This window comes from Saccharopolyspora mangrovi (genome assembly GCF_035320975.1).
Taxonomy (GTDB): domain Bacteria; phylum Actinomycetota; class Actinomycetes; order Mycobacteriales; family Pseudonocardiaceae; genus Saccharopolyspora; species Saccharopolyspora mangrovi.
The window spans coordinates 35,931-60,822 of record NZ_JAWLNX010000030.1 but is presented as its reverse complement, the minus strand read 5'-3'; the positions used below and the strand labels follow the sequence as shown (position 1 = coordinate 60,822).

Genomic DNA, 24,892 nt, shown 5'->3' with positions numbered 1-24,892 from the left:
GCACGATGCCGGGTTTGCTCGCGGGCAAGCAGGTCCTGATCACCGGGGTCCTGACGGAGTCCTCGATCGCCTTCCACACGGCCAGGGTCGCCCAGCAGCAGGGCGCCCGCGTCGTGCTGACCGGCTACGGCCGCCTGAGCCTGGTCCGGCGGATCGCCAACCGGCTCCCGGACCCGCCGCCGGTGATCGAACTCGACGTCACCGACCAGGCCATGCTCGACGGTCTCGCCCCGCAGCTGCGCGAGCACGTCGACCGGCTCGACGGCGTGCTGCACTCGATCGCCTACGCGCCGCCGAGCTGCCTGGGCGAGGACTTCCTGGAAGCCCCGTGGCCGGACGTCGCGACGGCGGTGGAGGTTTCGGCCTACTCGCTGAAGTCCCTCGCGGTCGCCTGCCGCCCGCTGATGTCGCCGGGGAGCTCGATCGTCGGCGTGGACTTCGACGCGGGCGTCACCTGGCCCGGCTACAACTGGATGGGCGTGGCCAAGGCGGCCCTGGAATCCACCACCCGCTACCTGGCCAGGGAACTCGGCCCGGACGGGATCCGGGTCAACCTCGTCGCCGCAGGCCCGCTGCGCACGGTCGCGGCCCGCTCCATCGGAGGCCCGGACGACCTCGAAGCGGCCTGGAAGGACCGAGCTCCGCTGGGCTGGGACACCACCGACCCGGAGCCGGTCGGCCGCACCCTGTGCACCCTGCTCTCCGACTGGCTGCCGGTGACCACCGGCGCGGTCCTGCACGCCGACGGCGGTCTGCACTCGACGGGCCGGTGACGGAGGTTTCAACTGGAACCGCGCGCACCTCGCGGGAGGGGCGGCGGTTCCAGTTGGAACCTCCGGAGTCCTACAGCAGGTGGAAGGTGCTGTAGTGGTCGGGGGAGAAGTAGACCTCGTTGGTGGTCGTGTCCAGGACCAGGCGGTAGGCCTGGCGCTGAGCACCGCACTCGCGCGGTGTCACGTCGAACTCGAGGTAGCTGTGGCCCTCGGGGAGCTGGCCCTCGTAGTTGTTGTAGGTGCCCCCGGCGAAGTTGCACTGCCCGTCGGGCCAGTCCACCCAGCCGCGCTGCGACGGGTAGTCCAGCGACGCCCAGATCTCGTTCGAGCTGCGAGCCTCGTCGCACCCCTTGACGTCGCACGCCTGCGCGACCGCGGCCGTGGCGGCCGGTGCGATCGCGACGCTGCCGCCGCCGAGCAGGCCGAGCACGGCGAAAGCGGCAACGAGCAGCTTGATCACTGGGTTGATGCGATGGTTCGTCACGCGTCCTCCCGGAAGTCGTCGGTGTCCCCGGAATCTAGAGACGTCTCAGACTTTCGGGACCGATCTGCGACAACTGGACAACCGGATCAAGAGCACGTGAACATCAGTGGTCCGAACCACGCCAAACCACTTGGCCGCCTGGGGATGTCGTCGCGGCGTCGCACAGCGGCCAGCACGTCCGAGGAGAACCGTGCACCCACGCGCGGGTGCTGGTGGCGCCGAGCCGCTTTTGCGGGCCACTGGAAGCGGCCATAGTCTGCGGCGATGGTCGTGCAGCGGTTGCAGGCAGTGGCCCTGGTTGTCGGCCCGGTCGTCTTCGCCGCATCACCGTTCTTCTGGGTCGACGGCCATTACGGTGTCAACGGCGGGATGCTGATCGCGCTTTCCACGGTGCCCTGGGTTTTCGGACTGATCGGCGAGCACGAGCGGTTGCGCGAACGCGTTCCGATCGCGGCAGGGCTGTGGCTCCTGCTGTTGCTGGTCGGGATGTTCGGCACCATCGCGTTCGGGCTGCAGGGCTTCTTCGAAGGCGCATTCGGATTGCACGATCGGGCCGGGTTGGAGCGGTTCGCCGACTACCCGCCGCAGAGCCTGCTCGTGCTGTGGCTGCCGGGGCCCGCCTTCCCCGCCGCCATGTTCGCGTTCGGCGCGCTGCTGCTGTGGACCCGCACGGCCCCGTGGTGGGACGCCTCCCTGATCTGCCTCGCTGCGATCGCCTTCCCGCTCGCACGAGTCCTCCGCCTGGAGTGGGTCGCCTACGTCGTGGACGTGCTGGTGATCATCGCCTTCGCCCACCTCGCCTGGCGGGCCTGGCTGCGGACGACCGAGCCGACCGGGGATCGACATGACACCTGACCGCCACCGGCGTTCCAATGGCAGCGAGGCGCTCGCCGAGCGAACGAGGTGACCGATGGATCTCCAGTTCCTGCGTCCGGTGTTCGAAAGCGATGGCGATGTCGCATCCGTGCACCTCGACACCAGCCGCGGTGCGGTCGACGCGGACAAGCAGATCGAGCTCCGGTGGAAGGCCGCTCGGCGCTCGCTCAGCGAGCAAGGTGCTCCCGCCGAGACCCTGGCCGCCGTGGACGAGGTGGTCGGGGGAGCGAAGGACGTTCCGGGACCCCAGGGTGAGGCGCTGTTCGCCTCGGGTGGGCGGATCCTCGCCGCCCACACCATGTCGGACCCGCCGCGCAGCGACAGCGCGGTGCAGCTGCCGGTGGCCGACCCGCTTCCGCTGGCCATCGATCGGGACCACCAGTTGGCGCACGTCGTCGTCGCGGTCGACCGCGAGGGGGCCGACGTCGACGCCTACCCGGCGGCGGCTGCGGCGCCGTCCTTCCAGCGCACCTTCAACGGCTCCACGCTGCACATCAGCCGCGTGCGCGCGGGCGCCGTCTCGCACGCCGCCTACCACCGGCGCTCGGTGAACCTGTGGTCGGAGAACACCGAGCAGGTCGCCGAGGACATCCGGGAGGCAGCCGCGGAGGTCCAGGCCGCGGTCATCCTGATCGCGGGAGACCCGAAGGCCATCGGCCTGCTGCGAGAACACCTCACCACGCGCACACCGGCCGGCCGGTTCGTCCACGTCGAAGGCGGGCGGACCGACCAGTCGGCCCTCGACGGGTTGCGGGCCAGCGTGGACGAGGCGATGCACCAGGCGATGCTCGAAAGCCATCAGCAGGTCCTCGACCGGCTCGACGCGCAGCTGGCCGGCGGCAAGGCCGTGCAGGGGTTGAACCCGGTGATGGAGGCGCTGTCGCAGGGCCGGGTCGAAACGCTGCTGCTGGCGGCCGATCGGAACGGCGATCCGGACCTGACGGCATCCCGGCGAGACCCGCTGGCCGTGGTGAGCGATGTGGCCGCGCTGGGAGACGACGCACCCGCGGCGTTCGTCGCCCCCGCGAGCGCTCTCCTGCTGCGTTCGGCGGTGCACGGCAACGCGCAGTTCACCGAGCTCCTGCCCGGCACCAGCTGCGAAGACGGAGTCGCGGCGCTCGTGCGCTACTGAGCCTGGTGCGCGTCAGCGCTGGGCTCGGCCGTTCGGGGACGTCGCGGCGTCGACCTGGGTGTGCATCAGGGCGAGGGTTTGGTCGAGCGTGAGGCCCGAGTTCACCGCGTGGTCGAGGTAGGTGAGGATGCGCTGCGCGTCCTCGCTCAGGACCGCGTTGGTGGCGTCGGCGGTGGCCGCGTCGAGGGTGCCCAGGCCCGCGCGCTGGTGCGCGCCGCGGATCGCGCGCCGCAGGATGGTCGTCTCCTGGGAGTTCGGGCGGCGGCGTTCCTCGGTGAGGCGGGCGAGGATGCGGCGCACCGTCGGGTCGTGCCGGACCGTCGCGGTTCGCGCCGCGTAGCCGGCCACCAGCTGCGAGTCACGTCGATCGTCCGCACCGTCGTGGCCCCCGTCGGCGTGCGCGGGCGGCATCTCGGAGCCGAGGGCGTCCAGCGCCCGCTGCACCCGGGCGTCGCGGGCGCGCGCCCGGGCAACCGGATCCGGGCGGCCCTCGCTGGCGCGTTGCCGGACCTGCCTGCGGGCCTGCTGCCCGGTTTCGGTCAGCTTCCGGGGCCGGGAGACGAGCCCATCGTTGATCTGCTGCTGGCGCTTCAGCCGCAGGTGCATGTCCAGCGACTGCCCGGCGCGGGGTGGTGCCAGCCGGGCGTTGCGCTCGAAGTCGTCGTCATCGTCGCGGAACCACTTGCGGAGCCGCCTCACCAGGAAGTCCTCCGGTGACTCCTGATCGCCCCGCCGCGGCTGGAAGCCCTCCGCGCCCTCCGGGAGGTTGTCGAGCGCGACCTTGATCGCGTCGACGCACCAGCCCGCGTCGAACCAGCGGTTGAGGATCGCGACGGCCTCGGAGGTCACCGGGTGACCTGGGAAGACGTCGAGGAAGAGATTCCTGGTGGCGAGCTCGGCCTGCTCCCGGTCAGCCGGGATGACCCGGCCTGGCCACGTCTGCGGGGTGAAGGCCATCGGCTCCTCCAGGGGCTGCTCGCTCGCTGCACCCAGTGTGCAGCGGACCACCGACACGGCTCCGCGGAAGCTCCCGATTGGTGGGTCTCGACTATTTTCACGGCCCACCACGCGGCGGTAACTACATATCCATACTTCCGAGTAACCGGCAGGGTGTGCTTGGACGTGGGAGCGGAGTGCTTCCGTGAAGAGCTTTGGGAGGTCTGGTCGGTGTTCCGTCGCGTGGCGATCGTCAACCGCGGGGAAGCCGCGATGCGGCTGATTCATGCTGTGCGGGAGGTCGAGGCGGAGTCCGGTGAGCGGATCGAAACCGTCGCCCTCTACACCGACGTCGACCGCGCGGCGGCGTTCGTGCGCGAAGCCGACCTCGGCTACGACCTCGGAGCGGCTCGCGACCGTCCGTACCTGGACATGGACGTGCTGGAGCGGGCGCTGACCGAGTCCGGCGCCGACGCCGCGTGGGTCGGCTGGGGCTTCGTCGCCGAGGACCCGGCGTTCGCCGAGCTCTGCGAGAAGCTCGGCGTGACGTTCATCGGGCCGAGCGCCACCGCGATGCGCAAGCTCGGCGACAAGATCGGCGCGAAGCTGATCGCCGAGGAGGTCGGCGTCCCGGTGGCGCCGTGGAGCCGAGGTGAAGTCGCCGACCTCGACTCGGCGATCCGCAGCGCGGGTGAGATCGGCTACCCGCTGATGCTCAAGGCCACCGCGGGCGGCGGCGGTCGCGGCATCCGCGTGATCCACGACGAGCAGGAGCTCGTCGACGCCTACGAGCGCACCCGGCTGGAGGCCGAGCGGGCGTTCGGCAGCGGCGCGGTCTTCCTGGAACGCCTGGTCACCGGCGCCCGGCACGTCGAGGTCCAGGTGATCGCCGACGGCCAGGGCACCGCGTGGGCGCTGGGCGTCCGGGACTGCTCGGTGCAGCGGCGCAACCAGAAGGTCATCGAGGAATCCGCCTCGCCGGTGCTCAGCGCCGAGCAGGCCCGCGAGCTGAAGGCCTCGGCCGAGCGGCTCGCGCTGGCCGTGGACTACCGGGGCGCCGGGACCGTCGAGTTCCTGTACCACCCCGGCGACCAGCTGTTCGCCTTCCTGGAGGTCAACACCCGCCTGCAGGTCGAGCACCCGATCACGGAGGCCACCACCAGCGTCGACCTGGTCAAGGCCCAGCTGCAGGTGGCCTCGGGCGACAAGCTGGAGGGCGAGCCCCCGGCCGAGTCCGGGCACGCGATCGAGGCGCGGCTCAACGCCGAGGACCCGGAGCGCGACTTCGCGCCGGCCCCGGGCAAGATCGTCCGGCTGGACTTCCCGGCCGGACCCGGCATCCGCGTCGACACCGGTGTCGACGCCGGCGACACCATCCCCGCCGACTTCGACTCGATGATCGCCAAGATCATCGCCGTCGGCCGCGACCGGGACGAAGCGCTGGGCAGGTTGCGCCGCGCGATGGCGCAGACCACCGTGATCGTCTCCGGCGGAGCGACGAACAAGAGCTTCGTCCTCGACCTGCTCGACCGGTCCGAGGTCATCGACGGATCCGCCGACACCGGCTGGATCGACCGCGTTCGCGCGGAAGGCGAGCTCCAGTCCCACCGGCACTCCGCGATCGCGCTGGCCGCCGCCGGCATCGAGGCCTACGAGGACGCCGAGCTCGTCGAGCGGCAGCAGTTCCTGTCCACCGCGCACGGCGGACGGCCGCAGGCCCGCCACGAGAGCGGGCAGCCGCTGGAGTTCAAGCTGCGCGGCGTGAGCTACCGGGTGCAGGTGGCGCGGGTCGGCCACCAGCGGTTCCGCATCGGCATCAGCGCGGGTACCGGCGCACCGGTGCACACCGCGGACGTCGAGGTCGAGCGCTTCGACGAGCACGCCGGGCAGATCACCGTCAACGGCCAGCGGTTCCGCCTGGTCACCGACACCCACGGCCCGGTGTGCCTGGCCGAGGTCGACGGCGTGGCCCACCGGGTCAGCCGCGACGAAGGCGGCGTGCTGCGCTCGCCCGCCCCGGCCCTGGTGGTCGCGACCCCGCTGGAGGTCGGCGCCGAGGTCGAGGAAGGCGCTCCGGTTTTGGTGCTGGAGAGCATGAAGATGGAGACGGTGCTGCGCGCCCCGTTCCGCGCGAAGCTGCGGGAATGCATGGTGCGCACCGGGAGCCAGGTCGAGACCGGCGCGCCGCTGCTGCGCCTGGAACCGCTCGGTGACCAGGACGAGGCCGGTGCTGCGGCCGACACCTCCGAGACCGCCGACCTCGCGCTGCCGCCCGGGCCAGGTGGTCTCGACGCCGCCGAGCGCGCGGGCCGCAGCAGGCAGGACCTCCGCAGCCTGCTGCTCGGGTTCGACGTGGACCCGCAGGACGAGCGCCGGGTGCTCAACGACTACCTGAACGCGCGCGAGGAGCTCGTCGAGTCCGGGACGCGGCCGATGGCCGAGGAGATCGGGCTGCTGGAGGTCTTCGCCGACCTCTCCGAGCTGAGCCGCAACCGGCCGGTCGGGGAGGAGACCGCGGCCGACTCGCGGGTGCACAGCCCGCGCGAGTACTTCCACACCTACCTGCAGAGCCTCGACGTCGAGCGGGCCGGGCTGTCCGAGACGTTCCAGCGGCGCCTGGTCCGGGTGCTCGCCCACTACGGGGTCACCGAGCTGGACCGGGCCCCTGAGCTGGAGGAAGCGGTCTTCCGCATCTTCCTCGCCCAGCAGCGCGCGGCCTCCGACGTGGCGGCCGTGGAAACCCTGCTGCGGCAGTGGCTTTCGGAGGCGCCCCCGTCGGGTGCGCACCGGCAGGCCGCTGGACTCGCCCTGGAGCACCTGGTCGCGGCCACCCAGCTGCGGTTCCCCGCGCTGTCCGACCTCGCCCGCACCGTGGCGTTCCGCTGGTTCGCCCAACCGATGCTGCGCCGCCACCGCGCGGAGGTCTACTCGGGGGTGCGCAAGCACCTGCGGTACCTGGACGAGAACCCGGACGCACCGGACCGCGCCGAGCGGATCTCGGCGATGGTCTCCAGCGCAGAACCGCTGGTCCGGCTGGTCGGCCAGCGCATCGGTCGCGCGGGCACCGACCCGGCGCCGCTGCTGGAGGTGCTCGCCCGCCGCTACTACGGCAACCGCGAACTCGACGACGTCCGCACGGTCGACGTCGAGAACTGCACCTTCGTCTCCGCCGAGCACCGCGGCGCGGGCTCGCGCGTGGTGAGCACCGCGGTGGACTTCGCCGCGCTGCCCGAGGCCGTGCGCGCGATCGGCGACCTGGCCTCCGACGGCGACCTGGTCGCCGACGTCTACCTCGTGTGGGACGGCCAGCCCGACGACACCGACGCGATGGCGGCCCGCCTCGGCGAGGTGCTGGCCGCGCAGCAGCTGCCGAGCCAGGTCGGCCGGATCACCACCACCGTCGCCGGTCCCAGCGGCGCGGTCATGCACCACCACTTCACGTTCCGCCCGGCACCGGACGGCGTCGCCGAGGACCGCCTGATCCGGGGCCTGCACCCGCTGATCGCCGAGCGGATGCAGCTGGAACGGTTCCGCGAGTTCGACCTCACCCGCCTGCCTTCGGCGGACGAGGAGGTCTACCTGTTCCGCTGCGTGGCGCCCGACAACCCCGCCGACGAGCGGTTGGTGGCGCTCGCGCAGGTCCGCGACCTGACCCCGCTGCGCGAGGAGGACGGCAGGCTCGTCTCGCTGCCCGCGGCCGAAGGCGTGCTCACCGCCTGCCTCGACGCGATCCGCAAGGCCCAGACGAAGAAGCCCAAGGCCCACGAGCGCTCCGGCACCAACCGGATCGTCATCTACGTCTGGCCGCCGAACGAGCTGTCCATGGACGAGCTCGACGAGGTCGTGCAGCGCGTGCTGCCCACGACCGCCGGAGCCGGGCTGGAGGAAGTGCTGTTCCTGGTGCGGCAGCGCGACCCGGGAACCGGTGAGCTCGCCGAGTTCGCCGTGCGCATCGGCTCCGACGCCGGGGCGGCGACGCGGATCTCGGTGGAGGCCCCCTCGACGGAGCCGATCCAGCCGCTGGACAGCTACCGGCAGAAGGTGCTCAAGGCCGCCAAGCGCGGGACCGCCTACCCGTACGAGCTGACCGGCATGCTCGCCGGTCCCGACGGCACGTTCGTCGAGCACGACCTCGACGAGTCCGGCGTGCTGGTCCCGGTGGACCGGCCGAAGGGGCAGAACTCGGCCGCGATCGTCGCCGGCGTGGTCAGCACCCCGACGACCAGCCACCCCGATGGGGTGAAACGCGTTGTGCTGCTGGGTGATCCGACCAAGGCGCTCGGCGCGCTGTCGGAGCCGGAGTGCTCCCGGGTGATCGCCGCCCTGGACCTGGCCGAGCGGATGCAGGTCCCGCTGGAGTGGTTCGCGCTGTCGGCAGGCGCGCGCATCTCGATGTCGTCGGGCACCGAGAACATGGACTGGGTGGCCGCCGCGCTCAAGCGCATCGTGCAGTTCACCCAGGACGGCGGCGAGATCAACGTCGTGGTGGCGGGCATCAACGTCGGCGCCCAGCCGTACTGGAACGCCGAGGCAACGATGCTCATGCACACCAAGGGAATCCTGGTGATGACGCCGGATTCGGCGATGGTGCTCACGGGCAAGCAGTCGCTGGACTTCTCCGGTGGCGTCTCGGCCGAGGACAACTTCGGCATCGGCGGCTACGACCGGGTGATGGGCCCGAACGGCCAAGCCCAGTACTGGGCGCCGAACCTGGCCGCGGCCGCCGAGGTGCTGATGGCCCACTACGAGCACACCTACATCGCCCCGGGCGAAGCCACGCCGAGGCAGGCCGGCAGCACCGACCCGCGCGATCGCGACATCTCCGGCTTCCCGCACGAGCTGGCCGGCAGCGACTTCCGCACGGTGGGCGAGATCTTCTCGTCGACGGCGAACCCGGACCGCAAGAAGTCCTTCGACATCCGCACGGTGCTGCGCGCCGTCTCCGACCAGGACCACGAGGTCCTGGAGCGCTGGGCCGGCATGGCCGACGCCGACACCGCGGTGGTGCAGGACGCGCACCTCGGCGGCCGTCCGGTGTGCCTGGTGGGCATCGAGTCGCAGCCGGTGGCGCGGCGTGGTTTCCCGCCCACCGACGGTCCCGACTCCTACACCTCGGGCACGCTGTTCCCGCGCTCCTCGAAGAAGGTGGCGCGCGCGATCAACGCGGCCAGCGGGAACCGCCCGCTGGTGGTGCTGGCGAACCTGTCCGGGTTCGACGGCTCACCGGAGTCGATGCGCAAGCTGCAGCTGGAGTACGGCGCCGAGATCGGCCGGGCCATCGTGAACTTCGAGGGCCCGATCGTGTTCTGCGTGATCTCCCGCTACCACGGCGGCGCGTTCGTGGTGTTCTCCAAGGCGCTCAACCCGAACATGACGGTCCTCGCCGTGGAGGGCTCCTACGCGTCGGTGATCGGTGGCGCCCCGGCGGCAGCGGTGGTCTTCGCGGGCGACGTCAACGAGCGCACGGCCAACGACTCGAGGGTCCGCGAGCTCGAAGAGCTCGTGGCCAGCACCGACGGACCCGAGCGCGCGGCCCAGAGCCTCAAGCTCGCCGACGTCCGCGCGGAGGTCCGGGCCGAGAAGCTCAGCGAGGTCGCCGCGGAGTTCGACCGGGTGCACAGCATCCAGCGCGCGGTGGAGGTCGGCTCGGTCGACGCCATCGTCCAGGCCGCCGAACTCCGCCCCCGCATCATCGACGCCATCGAAACCCACCTGAGCTGACGGCTCGATTGGTGGTGGCGAAGTTCCAGTTGAAACCTCGCCACCACCCGCCCAACTGAATTACAGGTCACCGCGCTTTCGGGGCTCGGGGTCGCGGAGGTTCCAGTGGAAACTCCGCAACCCCGAGTCCCGACGCCGTTCAGCCCGCCCGAAGTGGTCGCGAGGGACCAGCCGCATCCGGTGCGCCTCCGCAACGCCAGCGTCGTGGTCACCGCCAGCAGACCACGCCGACCGACTCCACGAGGATCGAGGTCGGCATCCTCTGGTGGCGAACAGCTTCCGCGTTGCTCGCCGCTGTAGTGACTTGTTGGGCGTCTTGCGAGAAGCGGAGGAGTCAGCCTCCACGACCAGGAAGTCGACGAGATGACCGACGCCCGCACCCCGCCCGCATCCGCTCCCCGCGCCGCCGCCTCGGATCTCGTTCTCGTCGAGCGACACCTCTTCCGGCTCTCCGACCCGGAGGCACCGGAGTTGCGCACGGCCCCGCTCCCGTCCGAGGACTCTCCGGTCACCACCGGAGCCGGCCCGAACCTGGCGCTGTTCAGCAGCATTCTGGAAGATGGCGCCGTGCACGCGGATGTGGAGCTCTGGGGCATCCCGCGCCCGCACCGCCCGATCAGTGGGACCTGACGGTCGTCCACGAGGTGGAGATCGCCGGTCCGCACATCGCGCTCGTCTCCGGCACCTCCAGCCTCGGAAGCGCCTGCGTCCTCCCGGTACCCGCCGACACCTACGTCCTGCAGGCGCACTGCCGAGGCCGAGCCGAAGCCGAAGCGGCGTTCCTCGCCTGGCTCGACGCGGAGGGAGACGAGGCGGAACTCTGCCCGCACGACGGAATCGAACGCTGGCTCATCCGGTTCTGGCCCCGCCAAAACCAGCGCTGACCTGCGGACATCATCTTATTTGTGCGGTGCAGTGGACTGCGCGAAAGTTCTTCCACACAACCGCGATCCGTTCACGCCCTTGACCGTGGTGGACGGTGGCAACTCGGACCTGCAGGACCCGCGGCCCCGTTACTGAAACTTCGCAGAACCCGAGACCCGACGTCGTGTCACCGCATCGTCCCGTGCTGGATGAAGCTCTGGTGCCAGGAGAGGGCCTCGTCGAGCAGGTGCGGGGTGTGCAGGCCGTAGGAGGACTGCTGCGCCCGCTCGAAGTAGTCGCGCAGCGCGGGCCGGAAGTCGGGGTGGGCGCAGCGCTCGATGATGAGCTCGGCCCGCATCTTCGGCGACAGCCCGCGCAGATCGGCCAGTCCCTGCTCGGTGACGATGACGTCGACGTCGTGCTCGGTGTGGTCGACGTGCGAGACCATCGGCACGATCGTCGACACCGCACCGCTCTTCGCCAGCGACGGCGTCACGAAGATCGACACGTAGGCGTTGCGCGCGAAGTCGCCGGAGCCGCCGATGCCGTTCTGGATGCGGCTGCCCATCACGTGCGTGGAGTTGATGTTGCCGTAGATGTCGGCCTCCACGATGCCGTTCATCGCCAGGCAGCCGAGACGGCGCACCACCTCGGGATGGTTGCTGATCTCCTGCGGTCGCAGCACGATCTTGTCCCGGTATGCGGCGGTGTCGCGGTTGAACCGCTCGACCGCGGTCGGGCTCAGCGAGAACGCCGTCGCCGAAGCCATCGTGAGCGTGCCGGATTCGATGAGCTGCAGCATCCCGTCCTGGATGACCTCGGTGTAGGCGGTCAGCCCCTCGAACGGCCCGTCCTGCAGGCCGGCGAGCACGGTGTTGGCGACGTTGCCCACCCCGGACTGCAGCGGCAGCAGCTCCCGAGGCAACCGCCCGCTGCGCACCTCGAGGTCCAGGAAGTCCAGCACGTGCGCGGCGATCTGCCGCGAGGTCTCGTCCGGCGGCGTGAAAGGCGCGTTGCGGTCGGGAGATTCGGTCTCCACCACGGCGATGACCTTGTCAGCCGGGCACTTCAGGTGCGGCACACCGATCCGGTCCGAGGGGTGGGTGAGCGGGATCGGCCTGCGGTGGGGCGGGAGAGCGGTGCCGTAGTAGATGTCGTGCATGCCGTCGAGGTCGGCGCTCTGCCACGAGTTGACCTCGAGGATCACCCGGTCCGCCTGCTCCAGCCAGGTCTTGTTGTTGCCCACTGAGGAGGACGGGATGAGGTCGCCGTCGGGCGTGATGCCGCTGATCTCCACGACGGCCACGTCCAGCTCGCCGTAGATGCCCTGCCACACCCGCTGCGCCACGTGCGAGAGGTGGATGTCGGTGTAGTCGAGGCGACCGGAGTTGATCTTCTCGCGGACCGCCGGGTCCGACTGGTACGGCAGCCGCAGCTCGATGCCTTCGACCTCGGCCAGCGCCCCGTCGAGCTCGGGCGCGGTCGACGCCCCGGTCCACAACCCGACCTTCATCGGCCGGCCGATCTCGCGGGAGGTGGCGACGCGCTTCGCCAGCGCCGCGGGCACGGCCTTCGGGTATCCGGCGCCGGTGAAACCGCTCATGCCGACGTTGTCGCCCGGCTTGATCAGCTCCGCGGCGTCCTCGGCCGCGACGACCTTCGCGGCGAACTGACGATTCCGAATCCTGCCGGACATCCACGACCTCCACTCACCGTTGAGACCCACCACGCCGACCCCGGCGCTCGTGTGACGCGGATCCTAAGCACGTGATTCGCGGGAGATTAACTGTGACGGGTGGCACAGAAGGCCCTCCCGGGACTGCGGTCTGGTTCCGCAAGGCCCCTTCAGTGTGGTTCCTGACCAGCGAAAACGAAGATTTTCGGGAGGCCGCTGCGATTCCCCTGCCGAGCTCGGTGGGGCGTGTCGGGGCCGTTCGCTGGGCGACACCGGCGATCGCTCAGCGACCCCTCAACTCCGCCTGCTGAACGCCAACGCCGTCGTCACCACCAGAACCACCAACCCCACCGACTCGACGCCGAGCGAGGTGGGCGCGAGGGGGTAGTCCAGGCTCGATCGCATCCCGAACAGCGACACTGGCGACAACGCGATGAGCAGAGCCAACAACGTCCCCAGCACGAGCAGCAGGCTCAACGAGCTCACCAGCATCAACCGCTGCCGCACGATCACCAGGGCGATGGCCAGCACGAGCGACGCCACCGCGTTCACCACGAACAACGCCCCCAGCAGCCCGCCCGTCCCGCTCAGCACCAGGAAGAAGTGGATCTCGCCCATCGCGAGCAGGAGCAGAGCCCCGAGAACCCGCCACACCATCAGGGGCCGCTTGACCGCGGAACGACGTTCGGACATCACGCACCCGCCTCTCGGCTCGGCGGCACCGCGTCATCCCCAGTCCACCACACCTCAGCCGTGCCTACTCGGCCAAACGAGCCCGAAAACGCTTCGCCTTTCGGCGCCGGGTGATAGCCCTAGATGACGGGGCCGCAGCGCGATGAGCTCCTGGTAGGCGGGGAGTGGTACCACGAACGGGCCATCGCCACGTCCGGGAACTCGATGATCACCACATCACCCGGCCAGTCGCCTTCCAGAACCTCGACCCGCCCGCAGTGCACGAGAAATCGGCCCTCGAACGAACTGGCGACCTGCCCGGGCGATAGGGGAGAGGCCCGAGTCGTCCTCCTCCACGTAATCGGCAACTGCCAGGTTTGTGTTTTCGCTGATGAGAGAGTTGCACACGCCGACGTCTGAGTCGCTGTCCGTGCCACTGATCAACACGAAGAACGACGTGACGCAGAATCGGAGAAACGGCGAGCTCAATTGGAGGGGCTGCGGAGGATGCTTGGAATGCCGTCTTCTGGTCGCCTGGAAGTGCCGGCGGAATGGCCGGTGGAGAACAGGGGTCGGTTCATTCTGGCGTTCGGCTTCCTCGTAGTGCTCGGAGTGCTGAGCTCGGGTGTGGGGCTCGTTGCCGCCGGGATCGCGTTCATCGGGGCGACGAAGTACGCGGTGCTCCTCGCCGGATTGTTCTGGCTTGTGGCTGCGTTCGGGTACATGACGCGCCTTCGGCCGCAGCATCGCGGTTCGGATCTCCGTACGACGACCGTCGGTGGGACAGCTGCGACGGAGATTCGGTACTCAGGGGCGCAGTTCGCGCTGATCAACCTGATCGTGGCGTGCTTGTTGCTGTGCGCGGGGTTCGCTGCTTGGGACTACGGCAGTGTCGGCACCGTCCCGATGGCGCTCGCCGCCTTGGCCGCGTTGTTCTTCGCCAGCTACTTCGTGCTGCTTGCACTCGGGCGAATCCGCCGGGGCCGCGTCGTCCTCACCGCTGAGGGAATCCGTCGGGAAGGCAGGGCTTTTGAGTCCTTCTTGCCTTGGGATTCGTTTGTCGGAGCCAAGCCGAGCTACAACGGCACACGTGAGGTGCTCGTCGTCGCCTACGACAACGCGCCTTGGGAGAAGCGGCCGCTCGGTGGCCCTTGGAAGCTGGACAAGCTTCCGCCCGTGCCGATGATCGAAGTCGACACCGTTCACCTCGCCGTGGACCCGACGCTCGTCTTCCACCTGCTTCGCTTCTACACCGAGAACCCGAGTGCACGGGAGGAACTCGGCACGGATGCTGTGCTGCGTCGGGTTCGGGAGCAGTCGTTCTGACCGGTGCGTCAGCGGCCTGCGCTGGCGCGTTCTGTGGGGAAGGTGAATTCGCCGTCGGCGGCGCCTGCTGTGAAGGCCGACCACTCGTCTTCGTCGAACCTGAGCTCGACCGCGCTGTTGTTCAGGGACCTCACGACCGTGTCCGTGCCGGATTGGTTGATCGTGGCCGCGCGGTTCGGTGTGGATAAGCTGCCGCAGGTTTCTCCGATGAACGCTTCCCATTCCGAGCGGGAAAACGCGATCGTGCCTGCCTCGGGGTGCTTGCTGTGGCGGATGACGACGCCGTCACTGGTGGGCGCGACCTCGACGCACTTCTCACCATTGCTGCTGCGGGTGGATGTCCTCCACGCAAGGCTGTGAGCAGCCGTCATGTCAGTCCTCCGTACTCAGGCCCAGGGCGGCGATGCGCGCTGCGATGGCCTCGGCGGAATCGGACTCCGAGAGAGCCGCAGCGCACAGCCGATCTACGGAGAGATTGTACGCAGCGACCTGATCTTGGTCTTGGATGTAGATCGCGCCGGTCGGGTACTCGATGTAGCCGATGCTCTGGGCGTCCTCGAAATCCAACAGTAGGAAGTCGCCGTCTAGACCGTCGTGGACCGCCACGCTCACCGGCATCACGTGGAGCTCGACGTTGTCGAGCCGCATCAGTTCCAGCAGGTGTTCCAGCTGCGCACGCATGATCACAGGAGAACCGACGACACGGTCGAGGACGTATTCCTCGATGACCACGCGGATGTGCAGCGGGTCAACGTTGTCGGTGAGTCGTTGCCTGGCCATGCGAGCGCGCACGACCTGCTGGGCATCCATTGGTGGGACTCGGAGATTGTTCTGCAGCAACGCTGCGGCGTACTCGGGAGTCTGCAGTTGGCCTGGCAGGACCAGCGATCCGTAGTTGGACTCGCTGGTCGCGATGCCCTCCAGGCCCACGAAGGTCTTGAACCAGTTCGGCAGGACGTCGTCGAACGGCGCCCACCAGGTGTTCTGGTCGGCGCGGGCGTGCCCATCCGCTGGACGCGCTCGTGCCTGATCCCGTGGGGCGACCTCCGCTGTGCGGCGAGGCTCAGTTCCAGGAGCTCGTGCAGGATCTAGTCGAAGACGAAGCTCCTCGGTTGTTCGCCGTCGTGCAGGAGTACGGCGACCGGGTTGACTGCCGAATAGCGGCCTGGGGCATGGCCTTCTCGGACCGCGTCGAGGTCGTTTCGGTGCGGGGCGGGCTGCGGATGAAGCTGTCGGAGCCGGAAGACTCCCTGTGCTGGTTCAGGCTCGACAACTTCGTGAGTGCGCGGCTCGTGTGGCATGTCGGCCTCAATGGGCAACGTCCGTAGGTTCTGCTTCGGTTCGGTGCCGCTTCCTCCCCAGCGAAACTCCGACCCCGCCCAGGAACGCGAGCGGCACCACGCTCAGCAGCACCGCGGCCAGGGTGGGGGAGCCGCTGATCAGCGTCGTGAAGTTCGTCAGGACGAGGACTGTGATCGCCAGGACTCCGAGCGTCCCGAGGGCTGGGGCGATGCGCGTGTTCCACCAGCGGGTGTCCACTGTGGAGCGGGCGAAGAACACCAGGATCGCCAGTCCGGTGAGCAGGATCAGCGCTAGGACGCTGATGGTGGCCAGGCCGGACATCCAGGTGAACAGGTTCAGCACGGGGTCGGCGCCGGCGAGGACGAAGACGGCCAGGATGATCACGGTCGCCGTGGTCTGGGTGAGCGAGGCGATGTGCGGCGAGCCGTGCCGGGTGTGGGTGGCGGCGAGCCTTCCCGGTGCGATCCCGTTGCGGCCCAGCGCGTACAGGTAGCGGGCGATCGCGTTGTGGAAGGCCAGCAGGGCGGCGAACAGGCTGGTCAGCAGCAGGACGGTCATGACGTCGGCGTAGGCGGGGCCGAGGTAGCGGGTGGCTGCGTTGAACACCAGCCCTGCTGTGTCGGCGTTGGCGGCCGCACCGATCTGGGCCGGGCCGTAGGCGACGACGATCGTCCAGCTGGCCAGCGTGTAGAACGCGCCGATGAGCAGGACTGCGACGTAGGTGGCGATCGGGATCGTGCGCCGGGAGTTCCGGGCTTCCTCGCCGTAGATGGCGGTGGCCTCGAAGCCGATGAACGACGCCACCGCGAACATCACGGCCACTCCCGGCGCGCTGGAGAGGAACGCGGCGGGGTTGAACGAGACGGGGGAGTAGCCCCCCGGCCCGCCCTGGACGAGGATCGCGGTGGACAGGACCGCGACGACGCCGATCTCCAGCACGAGCATCACGCCCAGCACTGTCGCGCCGACCTCGATGCTGCGGTAGCCGAGGACACCGACGATCGCGACGAGCAGCGCGGCCAGCGCCCACCACGGGACGTCGGGCCCGCCGTAGTGCTCGATCAGGTCCTGCAGCGTGGTGGCGGCCAGGCCGTAGATCGCGGCCTGGATCGCCGTGTAGGTCAGCAGGGCCAGCCCGGCCGCGCCGAGGCCGGGTGTGGTGCCGAGGCCGCGGGTGACGTAGGCGTAGAACGCACCCGCGTCGACGACGTGCCTGCTCATCGCCGCGTAGCCGACGCTGAACACCACCAGCACCAGCGACACCACCGCGTAGGCCAGCGGCACGGCGGGCCCGTTGCCGATCGCGAGCATCACCGGCAGGGCGCCGCCGATCGAGGTGAGCGGTGCGGCCGCGGCGACCACCATGAACACGATGCCGGCCACGCCGATGGAACCGCGCAACCCAGGTCTCTCACTCATGGCAGCACTCCTCGGAACCAGCCTGGCCGTTCGGCGGGACGTCGAGAGCGGGGTTGCGGTCGAAGAAGCCGACCGGTTTGAGCTTGAACCCGGTGTAGTCCACCGGCATGATCGGCCAGTCCTCCGGGCGCGGGAAGTGCGTCAGCCCGAACGTGTGCCACACGACGAGGCTCTGCCCGTCGATGTCGCGATCGTTGGCCACGTACGCGGGCAGTCCGGCGCCGCCGGGGTGCTGGTTGACGAAATCGCCTGCGGCGTAACGCTCCGCGGGGTCGTAGCGGGTGACCCACAGGTGCCTGGTCGCGAACGCGGCCCGCCGCGAGATCGACGACCCGTCGTCGGCCAGCAGCTCCGGGTTGCCCTCCGGCATCAGGGCGTAGCCGACCGGGTCGCCGAGGCGGTTGCGGGACGCCGGGTTGGTGATGTGCCAGACGCGCCCCGCGCGGTTGTCGGCCAGCCGCTGCGCTTCGGATTCCCGGCGCAGCGGCGTGCGCTTCTGCGTGAAGGCGTTGCCGCGCGGGTTGTCCGGCCCCATCGGCACGCGCTGCACCTCGATCTCTTCGACGAGGTTGTCGGGCCCGTCGACCATCATGTCCAGCCGCGCCGAGAACAGGTGCTGGTGGAACGGCGCGCCGAGACCGGGCGCGATCTCCGAGGCGTACGGATAGCCCTTGCCGGGGTGCGCGGAGGTGAACACGACGCCGTTGGCCTTGGCCTCACACTCGATGGTGCCGTCGAGGTAGAGGTACCAGTAGAAGCCGTAGTCGTAGTTGCCGATCGTGGTGAAGAACGACAGCACCATCCGCCGCTGCCGCCGCGTCTCCGCCGAACCCGCCCACAGGTCGGTGTGCTTCCACAGCACCCCGTAGTCCTCCTCGTGCATGCAGATCGCGTTGCGCAGCACGCGCGGATGGCCGAACTCGTCGGCGATCACCGCGTCCAGGTAGGTGATGTCGCCGAGGCAGTCGCAGCCGAGCTCCAGCGCGTTGGCGTAGCGGCCGACGAGGTACTCACCGGTGTCGAAGTAGTTCTGCCAGGAGCGCACGGGGGAGGGGTCGGCGTAGGGGACGACCATCTCCGAGATCGACGCCCGGTGCACGATCGGCCGGTCGCGGTCGCCGTCGCGGAACGAGATCTGGTGCAGCACCAGGCCTTCGCGGGCGTCGAAACCGATGCGCAGCGACCAGTTCTCCCACCGCAGCAGGTTTCCCTCGAGGGTGAAGCTGGGGCCTTCGGGCTGGGTGATCTCGATCGGCTTCTGGCTCGTCCGAAGTGGACCGACCACGGCGGGGTCGTTGAAGTTGCCGGGCTCAGCCGGAATCGGCACCGGTCCGAGGTCGATGACCTGGTCCACGGTGCGCGACATGACGTCGACGTAGCCGACGAGGCCGTCGATCGGATGCGCCCACGCGTGGTCGCCCGGGTGTTCCTGGCGGAACGCGAGCCCGCGCAGGATGCGGCGCCCGACCTCTTCCGGGTACTCGAACACCCCGGCCGACAGCGGAGCGACCCGCACCTCGGCCACGTCGAGCCCGCGGGCCTCGAGCGCGGCCAGCCACCGCTCGTCCTGGGCCAGCACCTTCTCGACCAGCTCGAACTCCTCGTCCAGGATGGGCAGCTGCCCGTCGGTGGCGGGGTCGAGCCTGCGGTGGGCCAGCACGGACTTCGAGGTCAGCGACACCAGCACGTCCTGCCCGCCAGGGGTGACGAGGTCGTGCAGCAGCGCGCGCACCACTCGTTCGTGAGCTGCGTTCGCGTGCAGGGCGTCCTTCGACGGTTCCTCCAGACCCAGGTAGACGACCCGGGCGGTGTGCGGGAGCAGATCGGCGCCGGTGAGCACCTCGCGCGCGAGGGAGATCTCCTCGGCGCTGAGCGGCGCGAGCGGGTGAGCAGGATCGGTGGGCATCTCGGCCTCCCGTTTTTCTCCATGTGTAGACGAAAGGGTGAAGCACTGTGACCCACGACGCAAGACCCTGAGCGAAGACGATCGCTGCGGAACTTCCGGGAGCCTCCCGGTTACCGTTGGGGTGTGAATCGAGACAGGAAGTGCCGTGCCGAAGAAGGTTGATCACCAGCAGCGGCGCGCGGAGATCGCCGACACCACGTGGCGGCTCATCGCCGAGCGCGGCATCGACGCGACCACCATGCGCGCCATCACCGACGCGCTCGGGATGGCCAACGGCGCGCTCAAGCACTACTTCCCGGACAAGAACGCGCTGGTCAAGACCGCGTTCGTCCGAGTCTTCGACAACACCAACACCCGCATCCAGCAGCGCCTGGCGGGCCTGACCGGACTCGCCGCCCTGCGCGTGTTCTGCCAGGAGGTCATGCCGGCCGAGGACGTCACCGAACTCGAAGCCCGAGTCGTGCTCCCGTTCTGGCAACGCGCCCTCGCCGACGCCCAGCTCGAAGAGGTGTGGGCCGAGGCGATGGCCCAGTGGCGACAGCAGCTCCGCCGGATCCTGGCGGAGGGCCGCGAGGAGGGCACGATCCGCACCCCCGTCGCCGACGACGCCCTCGTCGAGCAACTCCTCGCCATGCTCAACGGGGCCCAAGTCCTCGCCGTCCTCGGCCCCGACGAGACCACCCGCGAGACCCAGCAGGCGATGATCGAAAGCTACCTCGACAACCTGGGCCGCTGATTCGCAACCGAGGATCCGAGATTTCCGGCATGGGGAACGTCTGGGAAGGAAAACCGCAAATGGCGAGAATGCGGCGAATCCGCAATTGCCGCAGCGCGTTTCGGGATCGGTAGACTGCGGTCGAATCGTGAGTCGCTGCGGGTGAGGGGATGCGCGCGCATGGGGTCGTTGAGCGCATGGCACTGGTTGATCGTGCTCGGTGTGGTCGTGCTGCTGTTCGGTTCGAGCAAGTTGCCGCAGGTCGCGCGTTCGCTGGGGCAGTCCGCGCGCGTGCTCAAGGCGGAAGCCCGCGGCCTGCGAACCGACGAGGAAGAAGCCCGGCGGTCCGATGCGCCGCCACGTTCGTCCGACGGAGAATCCCAACCGGGTTGACCCGCAACAGGAACCGACCTCAGGACTCACGCGTCCAACGGTGTGGATCCGCGTTCACAGGGATCGCGCGGTTCACCTGAGAACTGCTGTGGGGGATCATGGAACAGCCGTGGGGGCTCAGCGGACCGGAATTCCTGGTGCTCTACGGCGGGGCTGTCGTCGTGTGGTGCGCCGTCGTCGCGGTCGTCGGCAGCGCGGTGAAGGCGCAGCGCTCACCTGGAACCGTCACGCACGTCCCGGACCTCTACGAGCGGGCGTTCCTCAACGGCGGCGGCGACCGGGTCGTCGACACCGCCTTGGCGGGCCTGATCGATGACGGGCGGGTGCGAGTCACCCGGGCTCAGGAGCTGCACCGCGCCGACATCGGCGGTGAGGATGACGTGCAGCGCGAAGTGTGGTCGCTGATCGGCCGCCCCGGCAAGCTCGGCCCGCTGCGCAAGGCGTTCCGCCGCAGCGATGTCTGCGACTCGCTGCGACGACGTCTCGTCGACGAAGGCCTGCTGGTCACGCCGCGCCCGCATGCCTTGCTGCGGGCGTTGGTGCGGGGATTCCCGGTGCTGGCGCTCATCGCCGTGGTGCGGGGCGTGAACGGACTCGTGCTCGGCTACCCGGTCGGCTACCTCGTCCTCGAGCTGGCCGCGACCCTGATCGCCTGGGCAGCCGCCGCCGTGGGCTGTGGCCACCCGCTGCGCACGCGTGCCGGTGATGCGATGCGGAAACGAACCGCACCACCTCTTCCCGACACCGGCGAGTACAGCGGGAATCGGCCTCATTCCGATCTCGGAGCGGTCGTGGTGGCCTCGGCGGTGGAGCTCGTCGCGCAGCGCGGGCTGGGAGCCCATCCCGATCCGACCGTCGCGCGCCTGGCGTACGCATCGGGCACCGGTGGTGGCGCCGGTGGCGGGTCCTCCAGCTGCGGAGGCAGCGGCGGTGGATGCGGTGGAGGCGGAGCCTGATGACCGCCGGAACACCGCATCTGGGCGTGGGGATCGGCTGGCGCCGCGACATCGACATCACCGTGGAACGCCTCGACGTGGACTTCGTGGAGTGCGTCGCCGAAGACGTCAACCCGCGCCGGATCCCCGAATCGCTGCGCCTGCTCCGCGAACGCGGCCTGCCGGTCCTGCCGCACGCCGTGTCGCTGTCGCTGGCCGGCGCCCAACCCGTCGACACCGACCGCGTTCGGCACCTGGCGCGCGTGGCCACCGCCCTCGACGCGCCGCTGGTGAGCGATCACGTCGCGTTCACCCGCGCAGGATCGTGGGAAGCCGGGCACATCCTGCCCACGCCGCGCACCACCGACTCGCTCGACGTGTTGGTGGAGAACGTGCGACGGGCTCAGGGGCTGCTGCCCGTTCCGCTGGCGCTGGAGCACGTGGCGGCGCTGGTGGAATGGCCCGGCGCCGAGTTCAGCGAGGCCGAGTTCCTGTCCCGCTTGGTGGATCGCACGGACTGCCGGCTGATCCTCGACGTGGCGAACCTCTACGCCAACGCCCACAACCTCGGCACCGACCCCCGGGAATTCCTGGACGCCGTGCCGCTGGACCGGATCGCCTACGTGCACGTCGGCGGCGGAACCTGGCGGGACGGCGTCTACCACGACACCCACGCCCACCCCGTCCTGCACGAGGTCCTCGACCTGCTCGCCGAGCTCCACGCGCGAACGTCCCCACCGGGAGTCCTGCTGGAGCGCGACGACCAGTTCCCCAGCGACGACGAACTCGCCGCCGAACTGACCGCGATCCGCACGGCGATCGCACGATGACCGACGCCCGAGAACACCTGGCCGCGCAGCAGGAGCAGCTGCTCGCCGCCCTCCTCGGCCAAGCCCAGGACCCACCCGGCTTCGACCACGACCAGCTCCGAGTCCAACAACGAGCCCTGCTCAACAAGCGCCGCCGAGTCGTGGAGAAACTCCGACCGGACCTGGCAGACGACCTCGGCGACGACTTCCGCCCGCTCTTCGACACCTACGCCACCGACCACCCCCGCCACCCCGACCAACGAGCCAGAGACGACGCAGCAGCCTTCGCCCGCTGGCTCAAACGCCACCACCGACGGAGCTGGTGGAAGCGTTGAACCGACGGATCAACCCTGCCTCGCGTTGACGTCGCGCAGTTCGAGAAAATGGTCGAGTGCGGGGCTCGTGTCCGGTTGGTAGGCCAGGGCGAGCTCGACGGTGGGGCGTGGCGCGGCGAGGTGCTTGAGTCGTACCCCGCGGGTGCGCAGGGAGCGTGCGCGAGGTGCGGGGACGGGTGCGATGCCGGCGTTGTCGGCGACGGCGCGGATGAGCTGTTCGTCGTCGGGTTCCTCGCGCACGACACGCGGGGTTGATCCCGGCCAGAGCTGGTTGACGATCCGGTCGTACATGCCCGGCGCGTTCTCCCGCGGCCACAAGATCACGGGTTGGTCCGCGATCTGGTCGCGGCGCACGGTGCGAACTGACGCCAGCTCGTGCTCCGCGGGGACGGCCAGCAGGAGTTCCTCGGTGCTCAGGGTGTCGCAGCGCAGGTCCGGGATCTCCAGCGGTGGGCGCACGAACGCGGCGTCCAGCGACCCGTCCCGCAGATCGGCGATGTTGCGGGCGGTCCACCCCGTCGTGAGCGCGAGTTCGATGCCGGGGTGGTGCGCGCGGAATCGGTCGACGAGGTCGGACGCCACGCCACCAGGGGCCGAGCGCGTGTAGGCGATGCGCAACCGTCCGACCTGGCCGGTGACCGCCTCGCGGATGGCCCGTTCGGCGCGATCGAGGCGATCGAGCACCTGCCGGCCTTCGGCGACCGCGACCTCACCGACCGGAGTCAGTTCCACCCCGGTGGGCAGCCGGGAGACGAGTTCTGCGCCGAGCTCGCGTTCGAGCAAGCGGATCTGCTGGCTGAGCGCGGGCTGGGCGATGTGCAGCGCCGCCGCCGCGCGCGTGAAGCTGCGGTGCTCGGCCAGGTGGACCAGGTAGCGCAGCCGACGAACCTCCATCCAGCAACCATAAGCGCTCCTTATGGGCGCATACCAATCCGATCTTGGACAACGCCCTGGCAGGCGACGTGCACTGGGCTCGTTCGTGTCGTCGTGGGAGCGAGGTAGCGGTGGAGGAGTTCGACGTCGTGGTGGTCGGTGGCGGCATCGTGGGGATGACCTGCGCCGTCGAGCTGCGCCGGCGCGGTGCCCGGGTGTGCGTGATGACGGCTGACGCACCCGCGAGGACGACGTCGTGGCTCGCGGCTGCGGTCTGGTACCCGGTCGGCATCGGCGGCAGCGAACGCGCGTTGAGCTTCGCGCAGGAGAGCTTCGACGTCTTCGCCGACCAGGCGGAACGCGGAGTGCCCGGGGTGCGGATGATCGGCACCCGCATGCTGCACCGGCGCCCGCTGCCCGCAGACCCGTGGTGGTCGACGGCCGTGCCCGGGTTCGCCACCGAGGACGCGGACGCCCCGTTCACCGGCAGCTGGCGGTTCTCCGTGCCGATGGTGGAGGTTCCGATGTACCTGCCCTGGCTGCACGAACGGGCCTCGGAACTCGGCGTCCACGTGCGCACCGAGAACGTGGCGTCGCTGGCGGACATCGCCGACCGCGCGAGGTTCGTGGTGAACGCGACCGGGCTGGCCGCCCGAAAGCTGTGCGGCGACGAGACCGTCCAACCGGTGCGCGGCCAGGTCATCCGCGCGTCCAACCCGGGCCTCGCGGTGTCCGTCCGGGACGAGCACAACCCCGGCGGCCACACCTACGTCCACCCGCGCCGCCACGACGTGATCATCGGAGGCACCTTCGAGCGCGGGAGGAACGACACCGCGCCCGACCCCGGCACGGCACGGGCCCTGTGGGCACGAGCCACCGAACTCGTCCCCGAGCTGCGCGAAGCCCGCATCCTCGAGCACCACGCCGGACTGCGCCCCGTCCGCGAAGACGGCCCGCGCGTCGAACTCGACCGACGCCTGGTCCCCGGCCGAGAGGTCGTCCACAACTACGGCCACGGCGGCGCAGGGATCACCCTCTCCTGGGGAACCGCCCGCGAAACCGCAGCGCTCATCGAACACGCCTGGGACTAGGCGAAAACGACCGCACGAGGCCGGTATCGCTGCCTCACGGAGGTCTCACCCTTCGGCCACGGCCCTCAGCACCAGCGTCCTGCGTTGCAGCAATCGCCTTGAACGACCTGGTGCTCGGCCATACGCTCCTGGTGGTGGGGACGATGTTGCGCGGGGACTTGGTGACGATGCGGCCGCCCACCGACGGCGATGTGAACGCGTTGGCGCAGATCCGCGCGAAGCCCGAGGTGTATCGGCGGTGGCGGGGCGGTGAGGACCTCACCGCGGCCGTGGCTGCGGAACTCGCTGATCCGGACGCGGCGACCTTCGTGATCGAGAAGGACGGCCGGCTGATCGGCGCGATCCAGTGGAGCGCCGAAACCGAACCGGACTACCGGCACGCCAGCATGGACATATACATCGATCCAGCCGCGCACGGACAGGGCTTGGGCACTGACGCGGTTCACACGCTCGCTCGCCACCTGATCGTCGATCACGGTTACCACCGCCTGGTGATCGATCCGGCGGCGGACAACACCGCGGCCATTCGCTGCTACAGCAAGGTCGGCTTCCGCCCGGTCGGTGTCATGCGCCAGTACGAACGCGGACCGGACGGCCACTGGCACGACGGGATGCTCATGGACCTGCTCGCCGACGAGCTGACCCGCTAGGGCTC

At 69.7% G+C, this 24,892-nt stretch carries 25 protein-coding genes; 15 read left to right on the top strand and 10 right to left on the bottom strand.

The features are described from left to right. The first annotated feature begins 5 nt into the window (after window positions 1-5). On the top strand, window positions 6-773 hold the full coding sequence (fabI, locus tag R4I43_RS29825) for an enoyl-ACP reductase FabI (RefSeq protein ID WP_324269032.1): 768 nt from the start codon (window positions 6-8) through the stop codon (window positions 771-773). 70 nt (window positions 774-843) lie between these two features. On the opposite strand, the gene R4I43_RS29820 is transcribed toward fabI, so the two are convergent. Then, window positions 844-1,257, bottom strand: a complete 414-nt coding sequence (locus R4I43_RS29820) for a ribonuclease domain-containing protein (protein WP_324269031.1) — start codon at window positions 1,255-1,257, stop codon at window positions 844-846. Between the two features lie 264 nt (window positions 1,258-1,521). Between R4I43_RS29820 and R4I43_RS29815 the strand changes: the two genes are divergently transcribed. Both R4I43_RS29815 and R4I43_RS29810 read left to right on the top strand, forming a co-directional pair. Then, window positions 1,522-2,112, top strand: coding sequence for a hypothetical protein (locus R4I43_RS29815; RefSeq protein WP_324269030.1), 591 nt, complete (start codon window positions 1,522-1,524; stop codon window positions 2,110-2,112). 55 nt (window positions 2,113-2,167) lie between these two features. Beyond that, entirely contained in the window at window positions 2,168-3,265 is a 1,098-nt protein-coding gene (locus tag R4I43_RS29810) for a baeRF2 domain-containing protein (RefSeq protein WP_324269029.1), read from the top strand. Between the two features lie 12 nt (window positions 3,266-3,277). Here the strand turns inward: R4I43_RS29810 and R4I43_RS29805 are convergent, their stop codons facing one another. Beyond that, a complete protein-coding gene (locus R4I43_RS29805) occupies window positions 3,278-4,222 on the bottom strand; it encodes a hypothetical protein (RefSeq protein ID WP_324269028.1) in 945 nt (314 codons plus the stop codon). A gap of 210 nt (window positions 4,223-4,432) precedes the next feature. On the opposite strand from R4I43_RS29805, the gene R4I43_RS29800 reads away from it, so the two are divergent. From R4I43_RS29800 to R4I43_RS29790, 3 genes are all read left to right on the top strand, one after another. Then, the gene (locus tag R4I43_RS29800) at window positions 4,433-9,922 is read left to right on the top strand and encodes an ATP-binding protein (RefSeq protein WP_324269027.1); all 5,490 of its coding nucleotides are present in this window, start codon (window positions 4,433-4,435) and stop codon (window positions 9,920-9,922) included. Between the two features lie 363 nt (window positions 9,923-10,285). Beyond that, complete coding sequence (locus R4I43_RS29795; RefSeq protein ID WP_324269026.1) at window positions 10,286-10,552, top strand: hypothetical protein; 267 nt, start codon at window positions 10,286-10,288, stop codon at window positions 10,550-10,552. Between the two features lie 14 nt (window positions 10,553-10,566). Then, entirely contained in the window at window positions 10,567-10,806 is a 240-nt protein-coding gene (locus R4I43_RS29790) for a hypothetical protein (protein ID WP_324269025.1), read from the top strand. Window positions 10,807-10,973: 167 nt separating this feature from the next. On the opposite strand, the gene R4I43_RS29785 is transcribed toward R4I43_RS29790, so the two are convergent. The 3 genes from R4I43_RS29785 to R4I43_RS29775 form a co-directional block, all read right to left on the bottom strand. Continuing rightward, on the bottom strand, window positions 10,974-12,482 hold the full coding sequence (locus R4I43_RS29785; RefSeq protein ID WP_324269024.1) for an acetyl-CoA hydrolase/transferase family protein: 1,509 nt from the start codon (window positions 12,480-12,482) through the stop codon (window positions 10,974-10,976). A gap of 273 nt (window positions 12,483-12,755) precedes the next feature. Then, window positions 12,756-13,154, bottom strand: coding sequence for a hypothetical protein (locus tag R4I43_RS29780; protein ID WP_324269023.1), 399 nt, complete (start codon window positions 13,152-13,154; stop codon window positions 12,756-12,758). 119 nt (window positions 13,155-13,273) lie between these two features. Continuing rightward, on the bottom strand, window positions 13,274-13,570 hold the full coding sequence (locus R4I43_RS29775) for a DUF1330 domain-containing protein (protein WP_324269022.1): 297 nt from the start codon (window positions 13,568-13,570) through the stop codon (window positions 13,274-13,276). Between the two features lie 79 nt (window positions 13,571-13,649). On the opposite strand from R4I43_RS29775, the gene R4I43_RS29770 reads away from it, so the two are divergent. Then, window positions 13,650-14,459 (top strand): hypothetical protein, encoded by an 810-nt coding sequence (locus R4I43_RS29770; protein ID WP_324269021.1) that lies wholly within the window; start codon window positions 13,650-13,652, stop codon window positions 14,457-14,459. 8 nt (window positions 14,460-14,467) lie between these two features. Here R4I43_RS29770 and R4I43_RS29765 read toward each other — a convergent pair whose 3' ends face one another. Next, window positions 14,468-14,830: a DUF397 domain-containing protein gene (locus tag R4I43_RS29765; protein ID WP_324269020.1), complete on the bottom strand. Its 363-nt coding sequence runs from the start codon at window positions 14,828-14,830 to the stop codon at window positions 14,468-14,470. A gap of 1 nt (window position 14,831) precedes the next feature. Then, window positions 14,832-15,389 (bottom strand): DUF5753 domain-containing protein, encoded by a 558-nt coding sequence (locus R4I43_RS29760; RefSeq protein WP_324269019.1) that lies wholly within the window; start codon window positions 15,387-15,389, stop codon window positions 14,832-14,834. Window positions 15,390-15,481: 92 nt separating this feature from the next. Between R4I43_RS29760 and R4I43_RS29755 the strand changes: the two genes are divergently transcribed. Then, on the top strand, window positions 15,482-15,787 hold the full coding sequence (locus R4I43_RS29755; RefSeq protein WP_324269018.1) for a hypothetical protein: 306 nt from the start codon (window positions 15,482-15,484) through the stop codon (window positions 15,785-15,787). Here R4I43_RS29755 and R4I43_RS29750 read toward each other — a convergent pair. Together R4I43_RS29750 and R4I43_RS29745 are read right to left on the bottom strand one after the other, a co-directional pair. Next, entirely contained in the window at window positions 15,768-17,180 is a 1,413-nt protein-coding gene (locus R4I43_RS29750; protein WP_324269017.1) for an APC family permease, read from the bottom strand. The two genes, R4I43_RS29755 and R4I43_RS29750, sit on opposite strands and share 20 nt — an antisense overlap. Then, complete coding sequence (locus R4I43_RS29745) at window positions 17,173-19,086, bottom strand: primary-amine oxidase (RefSeq protein WP_324269016.1); 1,914 nt, start codon at window positions 19,084-19,086, stop codon at window positions 17,173-17,175. The genes R4I43_RS29750 and R4I43_RS29745 overlap by 8 nt, the downstream gene beginning before the upstream one ends. 145 nt (window positions 19,087-19,231) lie before the next feature. Here R4I43_RS29745 and R4I43_RS29740 point away from each other — a divergent pair, with 145 nt between their 5' ends. The 5 genes from R4I43_RS29740 (at window position 19,232) to R4I43_RS29720 (ending at window position 22,273) form a co-directional block, all read left to right on the top strand. Continuing rightward, window positions 19,232-19,822 carry a TetR/AcrR family transcriptional regulator gene (locus R4I43_RS29740; protein WP_324269015.1) on the top strand — a complete coding sequence of 197 codons (591 nt, stop codon included), beginning with the start codon at window positions 19,232-19,234 and terminating at the stop codon, window positions 19,820-19,822. A gap of 159 nt (window positions 19,823-19,981) precedes the next feature. Continuing rightward, the gene (tatA, locus tag R4I43_RS29735) at window positions 19,982-20,194 is read left to right on the top strand and encodes a Sec-independent protein translocase subunit TatA (RefSeq protein ID WP_324269014.1); all 213 of its coding nucleotides are present in this window, start codon (window positions 19,982-19,984) and stop codon (window positions 20,192-20,194) included. A gap of 98 nt (window positions 20,195-20,292) precedes the next feature. Further along, entirely contained in the window at window positions 20,293-21,150 is an 858-nt protein-coding gene (locus R4I43_RS29730; protein ID WP_324269013.1) for a TIGR04222 domain-containing membrane protein, read from the top strand. Beyond that, window positions 21,150-21,959 carry a DUF692 domain-containing protein gene (locus tag R4I43_RS29725; RefSeq protein ID WP_324269012.1) on the top strand — a complete coding sequence of 270 codons (810 nt, stop codon included), beginning with the start codon at window positions 21,150-21,152 and terminating at the stop codon, window positions 21,957-21,959. The genes R4I43_RS29730 and R4I43_RS29725 overlap by 1 nt, the downstream gene beginning before the upstream one ends. Then, the gene (locus tag R4I43_RS29720) at window positions 21,956-22,273 is read left to right on the top strand and encodes a hypothetical protein (RefSeq protein WP_324269011.1); all 318 of its coding nucleotides are present in this window, start codon (window positions 21,956-21,958) and stop codon (window positions 22,271-22,273) included. The genes R4I43_RS29725 and R4I43_RS29720 overlap by 4 nt, the downstream gene beginning before the upstream one ends. A 9-nt stretch (window positions 22,274-22,282) precedes the next feature. On the opposite strand, the gene R4I43_RS29715 is transcribed toward R4I43_RS29720, so the two are convergent. Next, on the bottom strand, window positions 22,283-23,167 hold the full coding sequence (locus tag R4I43_RS29715) for a LysR family transcriptional regulator (RefSeq protein ID WP_324269010.1): 885 nt from the start codon (window positions 23,165-23,167) through the stop codon (window positions 22,283-22,285). Window positions 23,168-23,277: 110 nt separating this feature from the next. Here R4I43_RS29715 and R4I43_RS29710 point away from each other — a divergent pair, with 110 nt between their 5' ends. Then, window positions 23,278-24,237, top strand: a complete 960-nt coding sequence (locus R4I43_RS29710; RefSeq protein WP_324269009.1) for an FAD-dependent oxidoreductase — start codon at window positions 23,278-23,280, stop codon at window positions 24,235-24,237. A gap of 143 nt (window positions 24,238-24,380) precedes the next feature. After that, window positions 24,381-24,887: a GNAT family N-acetyltransferase gene (locus R4I43_RS29705; RefSeq protein ID WP_324269065.1), complete on the top strand. Its 507-nt coding sequence runs from the start codon at window positions 24,381-24,383 to the stop codon at window positions 24,885-24,887. Window positions 24,888-24,892 lie beyond the last annotated feature (5 nt).